This window comes from Streptomyces sp. iso_384 (genome assembly GCF_056172905.1).
Genome location: NZ_JBWBTT010000001.1, coordinates 5,573,426 through 5,586,832, shown reverse-complemented (window position 1 = coordinate 5,586,832; position 13,407 = coordinate 5,573,426). Strand labels below are relative to the sequence as shown.

12 protein-coding genes are annotated in these 13,407 nt (G+C 70.4%); 10 read left to right on the top strand and 2 right to left on the bottom strand.

The annotated features are described in order from the left end of the window. The 6 genes from AC0VY3_RS25035 (at position 1) to AC0VY3_RS25010 (ending at position 6,461) form a co-directional block, all read left to right on the top strand. A complete protein-coding gene (locus AC0VY3_RS25035) occupies positions 1-774 on the top strand; it encodes a DUF3710 domain-containing protein (RefSeq protein WP_475550654.1) in 774 nt (257 codons plus the stop codon). Positions 775-930: 156 nt separating this feature from the next. Beyond that, positions 931-1,665: an ABC transporter ATP-binding protein gene (locus tag AC0VY3_RS25030; protein ID WP_103512459.1), complete on the top strand. Its 735-nt coding sequence runs from the start codon at positions 931-933 to the stop codon at positions 1,663-1,665. A 180-nt stretch (positions 1,666-1,845) separates the two neighbouring features. Continuing rightward, complete coding sequence (locus AC0VY3_RS25025) at positions 1,846-4,389, top strand: DUF4118 domain-containing protein (RefSeq protein ID WP_475550653.1); 2,544 nt, start codon at positions 1,846-1,848, stop codon at positions 4,387-4,389. Positions 4,390-4,471: 82 nt separating this feature from the next. Next, positions 4,472-5,167, top strand: a complete 696-nt coding sequence (locus AC0VY3_RS25020) for a response regulator (RefSeq protein ID WP_103512461.1) — start codon at positions 4,472-4,474, stop codon at positions 5,165-5,167. Between the two features lie 76 nt (positions 5,168-5,243). Further along, the gene (locus AC0VY3_RS25015) at positions 5,244-5,669 is read left to right on the top strand and encodes an OB-fold nucleic acid binding domain-containing protein (protein WP_181011098.1); all 426 of its coding nucleotides are present in this window, start codon (positions 5,244-5,246) and stop codon (positions 5,667-5,669) included. Between the two features lie 3 nt (positions 5,670-5,672). Beyond that, positions 5,673-6,461, top strand: a complete 789-nt coding sequence (locus AC0VY3_RS25010) for a DUF3159 domain-containing protein (protein WP_103512463.1) — start codon at positions 5,673-5,675, stop codon at positions 6,459-6,461. Between the two features lie 73 nt (positions 6,462-6,534). On the opposite strand, the gene AC0VY3_RS25005 is transcribed toward AC0VY3_RS25010, so the two are convergent. Together AC0VY3_RS25005 and AC0VY3_RS25000 are read right to left on the bottom strand one after the other, a co-directional pair. Next, on the bottom strand, positions 6,535-7,212 hold the full coding sequence (locus tag AC0VY3_RS25005; RefSeq protein WP_103512464.1) for a potassium channel family protein: 678 nt from the start codon (positions 7,210-7,212) through the stop codon (positions 6,535-6,537). Continuing rightward, positions 7,212-7,880 (bottom strand): potassium channel family protein, encoded by a 669-nt coding sequence (locus tag AC0VY3_RS25000; RefSeq protein ID WP_103512465.1) that lies wholly within the window; start codon positions 7,878-7,880, stop codon positions 7,212-7,214. Before AC0VY3_RS25000 ends, AC0VY3_RS25005 begins: the two co-directional genes overlap by 1 nt. Positions 7,881-8,201: 321 nt before the next feature. Between AC0VY3_RS25000 and AC0VY3_RS24995 the strand changes: the two genes are divergently transcribed. The 4 genes from AC0VY3_RS24995 (at position 8,202) to AC0VY3_RS24980 (ending at position 12,593) form a co-directional block, all read left to right on the top strand. After that, a complete protein-coding gene (locus AC0VY3_RS24995; protein WP_242742739.1) occupies positions 8,202-10,250 on the top strand; it encodes an APC family permease in 2,049 nt (682 codons plus the stop codon). Positions 10,251-10,388: 138 nt separating this feature from the next. After that, entirely contained in the window at positions 10,389-11,717 is a 1,329-nt protein-coding gene (locus tag AC0VY3_RS24990; protein ID WP_475550652.1) for a class I SAM-dependent RNA methyltransferase, read from the top strand. A gap of 292 nt (positions 11,718-12,009) precedes the next feature. After that, the gene (locus AC0VY3_RS24985) at positions 12,010-12,204 is read left to right on the top strand and encodes a ribbon-helix-helix protein, CopG family (protein WP_030577341.1); all 195 of its coding nucleotides are present in this window, start codon (positions 12,010-12,012) and stop codon (positions 12,202-12,204) included. Beyond that, complete coding sequence (locus AC0VY3_RS24980) at positions 12,201-12,593, top strand: type II toxin-antitoxin system death-on-curing family toxin (RefSeq protein ID WP_356828113.1); 393 nt, start codon at positions 12,201-12,203, stop codon at positions 12,591-12,593. Before AC0VY3_RS24985 ends, AC0VY3_RS24980 begins: the two co-directional genes overlap by 4 nt. The last annotated feature ends 814 nt before the right edge of the window (positions 12,594-13,407 follow it).

Genomic DNA, 13,407 nt, shown 5'->3' with positions numbered 1-13,407 from the left:
GTGTTCGGACGTCGCAAGAAGAGTGGTTCCGCCGAGGACGCGGCGGACGAGGTGCGCGAGGCCGAGCAGGTCGCCGACGAGCCCGAGGGCAGCGACGGTGCCGCGAAGGGCACCCGTCGGATGAATCTTCCGCCGGCCCCCAGGCCCGACGGACCCTGGGACAGCTCCGAGGTCTCCCAGCCCGGCGAGGGCCGGGTCGACCTGGGCGGCATCTTCGTCCCCGGGGTCGAGGGCATGGAACTGCGCGTCGAGGTGGCCGGGGACGCGATCGTCGCCGCCACCGTGGTGCTGCGCGACAGCGCGGTCCAGCTGCAGGCCTTCGCCGCCCCCAAGAAGGAGGGCATCTGGGGCGAGGTCCGCGACGAGATCGCCTCGGGCATCACCCAGCAGGGCGGCACCATCGACGAGGTCGAGGGCCCGCTGGGCTGGGAGCTGCGCGCGCAGGTCCCCGTACAGCTGCCGGACGGCACGGGCGGGGTGCAGCTCGTGCGCTTCGTCGGCGTCGACGGGCCGCGCTGGTTCCTGCGCGGAGTCATCTCCGGCCAGGGCGCCGTCCAGCCGGAGGCCGCCGGGCTGCTGGAGACGATCTTCCGGGACACCGTGGTCGTCCGCGGCGAGGGCCCGATGGCCCCCCGCGACCCGATCGTCCTCAAGCTCCCCAACGACGCCCAGATGGTGCCCGAGGGCGTGCAGCAGGAGGAGCAGGAGAGCTCGAAGTTCTCCGGCGGCATGGGCCAGCTCCAGCGCGGCCCCGAGATCACCGAGGTCCGCTAGCAGCGTCCGGTGCCACGCCGCGGCAGCTCGCGGCACAGGCCGGTGGGCCGCACCCTTTCCCCGGGTGCGGCCCACCGGCCATTGCCCGGCCCTGTCCCGCACACACATACTTGGCGGGCGACGACGCGGGCCACGTACGTACGACGGGGGAACAGCATGACCGAGAGCACCAGCGGGCAGTCCGGCACGGCCCTGGCCGAGGACCCGGCCCGTACGGTCATGGTCACCGTCGAGGACCTGCACCGCTCGTACGGCAGCGGGGCGGCGGCCGTGCACGCCCTGCGCGGGGTCTCCTTCGAGATCCCCCGCGGTGAGCTGGTCGCGCTCAAGGGCCGCTCGGGATCAGGCAAGACCACCCTGCTCAATCTGGTCGGCGGCCTGGACACCCCCGACGGCGGCCGGATCACCGTCGACGGCACCGAGCTGGCGGGGCTCGGCGAGAAGGGCCTGCTGGAGCTGCGCCGGGACCGGGTCGGCTTCATCTTCCAGTCCTTCGGCCTCATCCCGATCCTCACCGCCGCCGAGAACGTCGGCGTGCCCCTGCGGCTGCGCAAGGCCGACCCGGCCGAGCGCGACGAGCGGGTCGCGCTGCTGCTCTCCCTCGTCGGCCTCGCCGACCACGCCGAGCAGCGCCCCGGCGAACTCTCCGGCGGCCAGCAGCAGCGCGTCGCCATCGCCCGCGCGCTGGCCAACCGCCCCGCCCTCCTGATCGCCGACGAACCCACCGGGCAGCTCGACGCCGAGACCGGGCTCGCCGTGATGGAACTGCTGCGCGCGGTCGTCCGCAGCGAGAACGTCACCGCCCTCGTCGCCACCCACGACCCCCAGCTGCTGGGCCTGGCCGACCGGGTCCTGGAGCTGAGCGACGGCCATATCGTCGAACAGGCCTGAGCCCCGGCCCTGCTCTCCCGGGCCCTCCCGGCGCGCATCAGAGTTCCGTCAATACGCCCCCCACCTGCACTCCCGGGACCGAAGCACGGCCCGCGGCGGAGTAGCGTCGAGTCCGGCGGCCGCACCGGGCGCCACCGGCCGTCGACAGGACGCCGCCGGACGGAAGAAGACAATGGGGCCATGGGACGCGGCACACTCCGGATCTACCTGGGCGCGGCACCGGGCGTCGGCAAGACGTACGCGATGCTCTCCGAGGCGCACCGCAGGGTCGAGCGCGGCACCGACTGCGTGGCGGCCTTCGTGGAGCACCACGCCCGGCCGCGCACCGAGGTGCTGCTGAACGGCCTGGAACAGGTCCGGCGCAGCGAGATCGGCTACCGCGGCGCCGTCTTCACCGAGATGGACGTCGACGCCGTCCTGGAGCGCGCCCCGGCCGTGGTCCTGGTGGACGAGCTGGCCCACACCAACGTCCCCGGCTCCCGCAACGCCAAGCGCTGGCAGGACGTCGAAGAACTCCTCAGGGCCGGGATCGACGTCATATCCACGGTCAACATCCAGCACCTGGAGTCGCTCGGCGACGTCGTCGAGTCGATCACCGGCGTCCGGCAGCGCGAGACCGTGCCCGACGAGGTGGTCCGGCGGGCCGACCAGATCGAGCTGGTCGACATGTCGCCCCAGGCGCTGCGCCGCCGGATGGCGCACGGCAACATCTACCAGCCCGACAAGATGGACGCGGCCCTCTCGAACTACTTCCGCCCCGGCAACCTCACCGCCCTGCGCGAGCTGGCCCTGCTCTGGGTCGCCGACCGGGTCGACGAATACCTCCAGCAGTACCGGGGCGAGCACAACATCCGCACCCCCTGGCAGGCCCGCGAACGCATCGTCGTCGGACTGACCGGCGGGCCCGAGGGCCGCACCCTCATCCGCCGCGCCTCCCGGATGGCGGCCAAGGGCTCCGGCAGCGAGATCCTCGCCGTCTACATCGCCCGCAGCGACGGCCTGACCTCCGCGTCCCCGAAGGAGCTGGCCGTCCAGCGCACCCTGGTCGAGGACCTCGGCGGCACCTTCCACCACGTCATCGGCGACGACATACCCGCGGCCCTGCTGGAGTTCGCCCGCGGCGTCAACGCCACGCAGATCGTGCTCGGCTCCAGCCGTCGCAAGGCCTGGCAGTACATCTACGGACCCGGGGTCGGCGCGACCGTCGCCCGCGAGTCGGGCCCCGACCTCGACGTCCACATCGTCACCCACGAAGAGGTCGCCAAGGGCCGCGGCCTGCCCATCGCCCGCGGCGCCCGGCTCGGCCGCGCCCGGATCATCTGGGGCTGGCTCGTCGGCGTCGTCGGCCCCGTCCTGCTCGCGGTGGTGCTGCGCGGCATGGAGGACGCACCCGGCCTCGCCAACGACGTCCTGCTGTTCCTCTTCCTGACGGTGGCCGCGGCCCTGCTCGGAGGACTGAGACCCGCGCTGGCTTCCGCCGCCGTCGGTTCCCTGTTGCTGAACTACTGGTTCACCCCGCCCACCCACACCCTGACCGTCCAGGACCCGGAGAACCTCGTCGCCATCGTGATCTTCTTCGCGGTGGCGGTGGCGGTCTCCTCCGTGGTCGACCTCGCGGCCCGGCGCACCCACCAGGCCGCCCGGCTGCGCGCCGAGTCGGAGATCCTCTCCTTCCTCGCGGGCAGCGTGCTGCGCGGTGAGACCGCCCTGGACGCCCTGCTGGAGAGGGTCCGGGAGACCTTCGCGATGGAGTCCGTCGCCCTGCTGGAGCGCAGCAGCGACGTGGAGCCGTGGACCTGCGCCGGATCCGTCGGGCCGGCCCCGGTCACCCGCCCCGAGGAGGCCGACGTGGACATGCCGGTCGGCGACAACATGGCCCTCGCGCTGTCCGGCCGGGTGCTGCCCGCCGAGGACCGCCGGGTGCTCGGCGCGTTCGCCGCCCAGGCCGCTGTCGTCCTGGACCGCCAGCGCCTGGTCTGGCAGGCCGAGCAGGCCCGCAGGCTCGCCGAGGGCAACCGGATCAGGACCGCGCTGCTCGCCGCCGTCAGCCACGATCTGCGCACCCCGCTCGCCGGGATCAAGGCCGCCGTCAGCTCGCTGCGCTCCGACGACGTCGCCTGGTCCGAGGCGGACGAGGCGGAGCTCCTGGAAGGCATCGAGGACGGCGCCGACCGGCTGGACCACCTCGTCGGCAACCTGCTGGACATGTCACGCCTCCAGACCGGCACCGTGACCCCACTGATCCGCGAGATCGACCTCGACGAGGTGGTCCCGATGGCGCTCGGCGGCGTCCCGGAGGGCAGTGTCGACCTCGACATCCCCGAGACGCTGCCGATGGTCGCCGTCGACCCCGGGCTCCTGGAGCGGGTCGTCGCCAACATCGTCGAGAACGCCGTCAAGTACAACCCCGGCCCGGAGCCCGTCGCCGTGGCCGCCAGCGCACTGGGCGGCCGGGTCGAGCTACGGGTCGTGGACCGGGGCCGGGGCGTCCCCGACGAGGCCAAGGAGCGGATCTTCGAGCCCTTCCAGCGGTACGGGGACGCCCCGCGCGGCGCCGGCGTGGGCCTCGGCCTCGCCGTCTCCCGGGGCTTCGCCGAGTCCATGGGCGGCACGCTGGACGCCGAGGACACCCCCGGCGGCGGGCTGACCATGGTCCTGACGCTGACCGCGGCGCCGAGCGGCGCCCGGGCCGACGCCGAACTGCCGGCCCAGGTCACCTCGTGACCCGCCCCCGCGCCCGCCCGGCCCCCTTCCCGTACAGCAGAGCCCTTCCCCCCTTCCCGTACAGCAGAAAGGCAGGACCGCGATGACCAGGGTGCTTGTGGTCGACGACGAGCCGCAGATCGTCCGCGCCCTCGTGATCAACCTGAAGGCCCGCCAGTACGAGGTCGACGCCGCGCCCGACGGGGCGACCGCCCTCCAGCTCGCCGCCGCCCGCCACCCCGACGTGGTCCTGCTCGACCTCGGGCTGCCCGACATGGACGGGGTCGAGGTGATCAAGGGCCTGCGCGGCTGGACCCGGGTGCCGATCCTGGTCCTCTCCGCGCGCCAGACCTCCGACGAGAAGGTGGAGGCCCTGGACGCCGGGGCGGACGACTACGTCACCAAGCCCTTCGGCATGGACGAGCTGCTGGCCCGGCTGCGCGCCGCCGTACGCCGTGCGGAACCGCTCGGCCAGGAGGGCGGCACCGAGGACATCGCCCTCGTCGAGACGGCCGGCTTCACCGTCGACCTGGCGGCGAAGAAGGTGCACCGGGGCGGCCGCGACGTACGGCTCACCCCCACCGAATGGCACCTGCTGGAGGTCCTCGTCCGCAACGGGGGCCGGCTGGTCAGCCAGAAACAGCTGCTCCAGGAGGTCTGGGGCCCCTCCTACGGCACCGAGACCAACTATTTGCGGGTCTACATGGCCCAGCTGCGCCGCAAGCTGGAGGCGGACCCCTCGCACCCCCGGCACTTCGTCACCGAGCCGGGCATGGGCTACCGCTTCGAGCGCGGCTGACCCCGCACCGGCTCACCCTTTCGAGTGGTCCCCGCGGGCCCGCGTGTACCGCCCGCGGGACCGGTACTCTTCGGGTATGAGTGCTGTTCCCCGATCCGAGAAAGCCGGGAAGGCCGGGAAGGCGGCGCGACCTTCCGGGCGATTCCGCCGTATGCTCGACCGGCTGTCCAGCTCCCAGGAGGACCTGGAGTCCCAGGAGCTGCGGGAAGACGCGCAGGCCACCGGATGCACCCGGATCTCCGAGTGCTCCGACCGGCAGATCGTGAAGGTGGCTGGTACGTTGCGGACCGTCACCCTCCGTCCCCGGGCCGGAGTGCCCGCCCTGGAGGCGGAGCTCTTCGACGGCACCGAACCGCTGGACGTGGTCTGGCTCGGCCGCCGCTCCATCGTCGGCATAGAGCCCGGCCGCAGAATCATCGCCTCGGGGCGGGTCGCCATGAGCCACGGCCGCCGGGTGCTGTTCAACCCCACATACGAACTCCGACCGCTCGCCAAGGAGTAGCCGGTGACGTCTCTCGACAAGCCGACGTCCGACACGGACCAGCCCCACCGCACCGACCCGCAGCACACCGGCGGGAGGCACGCGGCCCAGCAGGACGCCGAGGCGAAGGCCGTCACCGAGGCCGCCCTCTTCGAGGCCTTCGGCGGGGTGCGCGGCATGGTGGAGACAGTCCTGCCCGGGCTGCTCTTCGTCACGATCTTCACGATCAACAAGAACCTCCACGTCTCGGCCATCGCCGCCCTGGCCGTCTCCCTGGCCCTCGTCGTCGTCCGGCTGGTCCGCCGGGACACCGTCAAGCACGCCTTCAGCGGCGTCTTCGGGGTGGCCTTCGGTGTCGTCTTCGCGATGATGACGGGCAACGCCAAGGACTTCTATCTGCCGGGCATGCTCTACACCCTGGGCCTGTCGGTCGCCTACATCGCCACAGCCGCCGCCGGGGTGCCGCTGATCGGCCTGATCCTCGGCCCGGTCTTCAAGGAGAACCTCTCCTGGCGGACCCGTAACCCGGGCCGGAAGAAGGCGTACACCAAGGCCAGTTACGCCTGGGGCTTCATCCTGCTCGCCAAGTGCGCGATCCTCTTCCCGCTCTACTGGTGGGCCGACACCACGCAGTTCGGCTGGGTGCTGATCGCGCTGAAGATCCCGCCGTTCCTGCTCGCGGTCTATCTGACCTGGGTCTTCCTCGCGAAGGCGCCGGCGCCCATCGACGTCTTCGCCGAGATGGAGGCCGAGGAGCAGGCCGAGAAGGAGCGCAAGGCGGCGGCGGCCGCGCTCCGCGACCCGGAGGCCTGAGCCCGCACGGTACGACGGAAGGGCCCGGAACCGCTCAGCGGTTCCGGGCCCCTTTCACATGGTGGTGGCTTGCTCAGCCGTCCTCAGGACTCCGCCGGACCGACAACAGGTCCTCCAACTGCTCCTCGCGCGCCTGGGCGGCCACGAACAGCAGCTCGTCACCGGCCTCCAGCGACTCCTCGGGGCCCGGCGTCAGCACCCGCGTACCGCGGATGATCGTCACCAGCGAGGTGTCCTCGGGCCAGGCCACATCGCCGACGCGGGTACCGGCCAGCGCCGACTCCGGCGGCAGCGTCAGCTCCACCAGGTTGGCGTCGCCGTGGCTGAAGCGCAGCAGCCGGACCAGATCGCCGACGCTCACGGCCTCCTCGACCAGGGCCGACATCAGACGCGGCGTCGAGACGGCGACGTCCACGCCCCAGGACTCGTTGAACAGCCACTCGTTCTTCGGGTTGTTCACCCGGGCCACCACACGCGGCACGCCGTACTCGGTCTTGGCGAGCAGCGAGACGACCAGATTGACCTTGTCGTCCCCGGTCGCGGCGATCACCACGTTGCACCGCTGCAGCGCCGCCTCGTCCAGCGAGGTGATCTCACAGGCGTCCGCGAGCAGCCACTCGGCCATCGGGACCCGCTCCACCGAGATGGCGGTCGGCGCCTTGTCGATCAGCAGCACCTCGTGCCCGTTCTCCAGCAGCTCGGCGGCGATGGAACGGCCCACCGCACCCGCCCCGGCAATCGACACACGCATCAGTGACCGTCCTCCTCGGGACCCTGGGCGAAGGCCTCTTCGACCTGGGCGATCTCGTCCGTACGCATCATCACGTGGACCAGGTCGCCTTCCTGGAGGACGGTCTGCGAGGTCGGCAGTATGGCCTCGCCCAACCGGGTGAGGAAGGCCACGCGGACCCCTGTCTCCTCCTGGAGCGTGCTGATCTTGTGGCCGATCCAGGACGGCGTCGTGTGCACCTCGGCGAGCTGCACACCCCCGCTCGGATCGCGCCACAGGGGCTCCGCGCCCGACGGCAGCAGCCGCCGCAGCATCTGGTCCGCCGTCCAGCGCACGGTCGCCACGGTGGGGATGCCGAGACGCTGGTAGACCTCGGCGCGCTTGGGGTCGTAGATCCGCGCCGCGACGTTCTCGATGGAGAACATCTCGCGGGCCACCCGGGCCGCGATGATGTTGGAGTTGTCGCCGCTGCTGACCGCGGCGAACGCCCCGGCGTCCTCGATGCCCGCCTCGCGGAGGGTGTCCTGGTCGAAACCGACCCCGGTGACCCGGCGGCCGCCGAATCCGGAGCCGAGGCGGCGGAACGCCGTGGGGTCCTGGTCGATCACCGCGACGGTGTGCCCCTGCTGTTCCAGGGTCTGCGAGAGAGCGGCACCGACGCGCCCGCAGCCCATGATGACGATGTGCACTGTGCGCCTACCCCGCCGTCCTGGTCATCCGGCTGACCTGCGAAAACACGCTGCTCACACTTCTCTCTGGCTTGCTGGGCAAACAACGGGGCACACACCCGCGGTGTGGCCCGGAGTCGAGCTTATGCGCCGGGGAGGTCCCTGCCTCATCCGCGGGTCCGTATCCTCGCGCACTCCGGTAAAGGGAAAGCAAAACGGGGTGGGCGGACGCAAAGATCGCGTTAAGGAATGGCCGGGTTTTCTCGGCCGACCGCAGGAGATTGCGGGGCCACGTCGAAAGGGCGTGCGTTTCGGCCACGGGCTGCGCTTACGATCCTCACCGTGTCCAAACTGACCGACGTGCCCAAACGGATCCTGATCGGCCGGGCGCTGCGCAGCGACAAGCTCGGGGAGACCCTTCTCCCGAAGCGCATCGCGCTCCCCGTCTTCGCGTCCGACCCGTTGTCCTCGGTGGCGTACGCACCCGGAGAAGTCCTCCTCGTGCTGTCCATCGCGGGGGTGTCGGCGTACCACTTCAGCCCTTGGATCGCCCTCGCGGTCGTCGTGCTCATGTTCACGGTCGTCGCCTCCTACCGGCAGAACGTCCACGCCTACCCGAGCGGCGGCGGCGACTACGAGGTCGCCACCACCAACCTCGGCCCGAAGGCCGGACTGACCGTCGCCAGCGCCCTGCTCGTCGACTACGTCCTCACCGTCGCGGTGTCGATCTCCTCCGGTGTCGAGAACCTCGGCTCCGCTGTCCCGTTCGTCGTCGAGCACAAGACGCTCTGCGCGGTCGGCGCCATCGTCCTGCTCACGCTGATGAACCTGCGCGGCGTCAAGGAGTCCGGGAAGCTTTTCGCCATCCCCACCTATCTTTTCGTGGCCGGCGTCTTCCTCATGATCCTTTGGGGCGCTTTCCGCGGACTGATCCTCGGCGACACGATGCACGCCCCCACCTCCGACTTCGAGATCAAACCCGAACACGAGGGACTGGCCGGTTTCGCGCTCGTCTTTCTGCTTCTGCGCGCCTTCTCCTCCGGCTGCGCCGCCCTCACCGGCGTCGAGGCGATCAGCAACGGAGTGCCCGCCTTCCGCAAGCCCAAAAGCAAGAACGCCGCGACCACGCTCGCCATGATGGGCCTGCTCGCCGTCACCATGTTCTGCGGCATCATCGGCCTGGCCCTGGCCACCGACGTCAAGATGGCCGAGAACCCGGCGGCCGACCTGATCCGCGACGGGGTCCCGGTCGGCGCGGACTTCACCCAGGACCCGGTGATCGCCCAGGTCGCCGAGGCGGTCTTCGGCCACGGTTCCTTCCTCTTCATGGTTCTCGCGGCTGCCACCGCCCTGGTCCTCTTCCTCGCCGCGAACACCGCGTACAACGGCTTTCCGCTGCTCGGCTCGATCCTCGCCCAGGACCGCTACCTGCCGCGCCAGCTCCACACCCGCGGCGACCGCCTCGCCTTCTCCAACGGCATCGTGCTGCTGGCCGGTGCGGCGATCCTGCTCGTCCTGGTCTACGGCGCCGACTCCACGAAGCTGATCCAGCTCTACATCGTCGGGGTGTTCGTCTCCTTCACCCTCAGCCAGACCGGCATGGTGCGGCACTGGAACCGCCTGCTGACCGACGAACAGGACCAGGCCAAGCGCCGCCACATGGTTCGCTCCCGCGCCATCAACGCCTTCGGCGCCTTTTTCTGCGGCATGGTCCTGGTGGTCGTCCTCGCCACCAAGTTCACCCACGGCGCCTGGGTGGCCCTGCTCGGCATGGTCATCTTCTACGGCACGATGACCGCGATCCGGAAGCACTACGACCGGGTCGCCGCCGAGATCGCCGCCGACGAGACGCCCATGGACGAGACCGTGCGCCCCTCCCGCGTCCACGCCATCGTCCTCGTCTCCAAGCTCCACCGCCCCACGCTGCGCGCCCTCGCCTACGCGAAACTGATCCGCGCCGACCACCTGGAGGCGCTCTCCATCAGCGTCGACCCGGACGAGTCGAAGGCGCTGCGCGAGGACTGGGAACGACGCGGCATCAACATCCCGCTCAAGATCCTCGACTCGCCGTACCGCGAGGTGACCCGCCCGGTCATCGACTACGTCAAGGGCCTGCGCCGCCAGAGCCCGCGCGACGTGATCAGCGTCTACATCCCCGAGTACGTGGTCGGCCACTGGTACGAGCACCTGCTGCACAACCAGAGCGCCCTGCGGCTGAAGGGCCGACTGCTCTTCACACCGGGCGTCATGGTGACCTCGGTGCCGTACCAGCTCCAGTCCTCCGAGGCCGCGAAGAAGAGGGCCCGCAGGCGCGCGGACTGGAGCGCTCCGGGGTCGGTGCGCCGGGGTCTGGTGGGGCGAGGGAACAAAGAGCCGAACCGCAAGGAGTGAGGGCACGGGACGACGGGAGGCGGCGGCCGGTCGTGGTAAGCGCCCCGACCGCGCCCGCGTAGACTGGTGGGCTGTCGTCCGGCCGCAGGGCGCGACCCGTTGCACCCCTTCCTCCCCTTCTTCCTGGAGCCTTCCCTCATGCAGAACGAACCCACGTCGTCGCTGGTCGGGGAGGAGTACGAGGTCGAGGTCGGGCCCGTCGCGCACGGCGGCCACTGCATCGCCCGCACCGCCGAGAACCAGGTCCTCTTCGTCCGCCACACGCTGCCCGGCGAGAAGATCATCGCCAAGGTCACCGACGGCGACACGGACTCCCGCTTCCTGCGGGCCGACGCGGTACGGATCATCGAGCCGTCCAAGGACCGCATCGAGGCGCCGTGCCCGTACGCCGGTCCCGGCATGTGCGGCGGCTGCGACTGGCAGCACGCCAAGCCGGGCGCGCAGCGCCGCCTCAAGGGCGAGGTGATCGCCGAGCAGCTCCAGCGCCTGGCGGGCCTGACCCCCGAGGAGGCCGGCTGGGACGGCACGGTCATGCCGGCCGACGGCGACAAGCTTCCCGCGGGCGAGGTGCCGGCCTGGCGCACCCGGGTCCAGTACGCCGTCGACGCCGAGGGCCGCGCGGGCCTCCGCAAGCACCGCTCGCACGACGTCCAGCCGATCGACCGCTGCCTGATCGCCGCGCCGGGTGTCTCGGAGCTCGGCGTCGAGAAGCGCGAGTGGCCCCAGATCGCCGCGGTGGAGGCCATCACCGCCACCGGCTCGAACGACCGCCAGGTCATCCTCACCCCGAAGCCCGGCGGCCGACTGCCCCTGGTCGAGCTGGACAAGCCGGTCTCGGTACTCCGCGTCGACGAGAAGGACGGCGGCGTCCACCGCGTCCACGGCCGCGCCTTCGTCCGCGAACGCGCCGACGACCGCACCTACCGCGTCGGCTCCGGCGGCTTCTGGCAGGTCCACCCGCAGGCGGCCGACACCCTGGTCCGCGCGGTCATGCAGGGCCTGCTGCCCCGCAAGAACGACACCGCCCTCGACCTCTACTGCGGCGTCGGCCTGTTCGCCGGCGCCATCGGCCAGCGCATCGGCGAGAAGGGCGCGGTCCTCGGCATCGAGTCCGGCAAACGAGCGGTCGAGGACGCCCGCCACAACCTGAAGGACCTCGACCGGGTCCGCATCGAACACGGCAAGGTCGACCAGGTCCTGCCCCGCACGGGCATCACGGAATGCGACCTGATCGTCCTGGACCCGCCGCGCGCGGGCGCCGGCAAGCAGGTCGTCAAGCACCTGTCGGGCCTGGGCGCCCGCAAGATCGCCTACGTGGCCTGCGACCCGGCGGCCCTGGCCCGGGACCTGGCGTACTTCCGGGACGGGGGGTACAAGGTGCGGACGCTGCGGGCGTTCGATCTGTTTCCGATGACGCACCACGTGGAGTGCGTTGCGATCCTCGAACCTGCGGGCAAGGGCTCCTGACCTGCGCTTTTGATGTCCGGGTGGGTTGCTCGACCTGTTTCCCTCCGTGCAGCGGTTCGAGCGGACAGATCGATCTCTGAGAGCTCTCTGACCTGCGAATTCGTGAGCGAGGCGCTTGCAACGGCGACGCCTTCAAGTGGCTCTCGCGGGATTCTTGACGCTCGGATGACGCTCGCGACGGAAGTCTTCGGGCCTCCGCGGTAGCGATGCGCACGGCTGCTTGGTCCCACGCTCCGCGGAGCCGAGCGTCGCCCGACCGTGCCACTTGATACCGGCCTGGTATCATTCCTGTATGGCGATGACACTTCGACTCCCCGAGGACCTTGACGCGAAGCTCACCGAGCGGGCCCGTCGGGAGGGCCGCAGTAAGCAGGAACTTGCCATCGAGGCAATCCGTAACGCCCAGGACCGGGCCGAGCTGAAGGTCGATGACGTCCTCGCAGAGCTGATGGACAGCGATGCGGAGATCCTGGACTACCTGAAGTGACGGACCTGCGCTACATCCAGATCGACGAGATTCTGGCCATCGCCCGCACGGTCAACGGCACAGAGCACAGCGTGCGTGACATGGGTCTCCTGGTGTCGGCGATCGAGCGGCCCCGGACGAACGTGTTCGGGGCCGAGCTGTATCCCACGCTGCACGAGAAGGCTGCGGCACTGCTGCACTCCGTCGCTCGCAACCACGCGCTGATCGACGGCAACAAGCGCACCGCCTGGCTCGCCATGCGTGTCTTCCTGCGGTTCAACGGCGTGAGCGTGAGTACCGTCCCGCCCCCCGTTTCCGTGGCCGGCCCGTTCGTCGAGGAAGTCGCGCAGGACAACGTCGATGTACCGGCGATCGCCAAGCGCCTCGCGACCTGGTTCCCCGTTTCCTGACGTTCGACGAGGCAAGGGCGCCTCATGTGGAGTACGTGGCGATTCTGGAGTTTACTGCAAAGGGGATCTGACCTGCGGTTTTCGTGGGTTGCTCGGGCCTAGCCGGGTGTGCTCGACACCTGCGGTTCCAATCCGGGAAGGGAGGGTGGGCGAGTGTTGCCCCAGGTCTTCACAGGGTCCGCGCAAGGCGTCCCTGACGCTCATGGGGCATTCGCTTTGATAGGGCGTCAGCTCATGTATGAGGTCGTATGCGGTCCGTGCGTCGAGTTGCACGGACCGCGGCGATGGGCGGCCACATCAGGAAGGTGACCGGCGGTCCGGTGTCGACGGGGATGGTGGAGTGCGGCGGTACGAGCAGCCCATGCACCGGGCTGTGCCTGTTGCGCATCATGGACCTGGCCGTGGGGGACCACGACCGTCGGCGGGTGGCCGTTGCCGTCCACGGGGTGGTGGATCTTTCTCGTCAGGCCGCTACGAGATTGGCCCATTGCCCGGCCGGCTCGCCCCTGGTGGGAAGAGCCTTGCTGCTGCTGCGACAGGTGGGGGCGCTGGTGTACCTCTCCGGCCGGGCCGTGTTCGTGGCGTTGACGCTCCATACGGAATGTGTGAATGCGGTAGGCGGAGTCGATCGTCGTGGGCCATCGCAAAGTGATGAAAGTGCCACAGGAACCTCAAGGATGGGCATACTCTGCGGGAACACCGCAGGTGGGCTGGGCGACCTGTAATGCGGCGGAGGTGTCATGGGTGGGGACCCGTATGTGTCAGCAAGAGGGGTCGGAGAACGCGAGCGCACAGGGGTGCCGGATCCGTACGG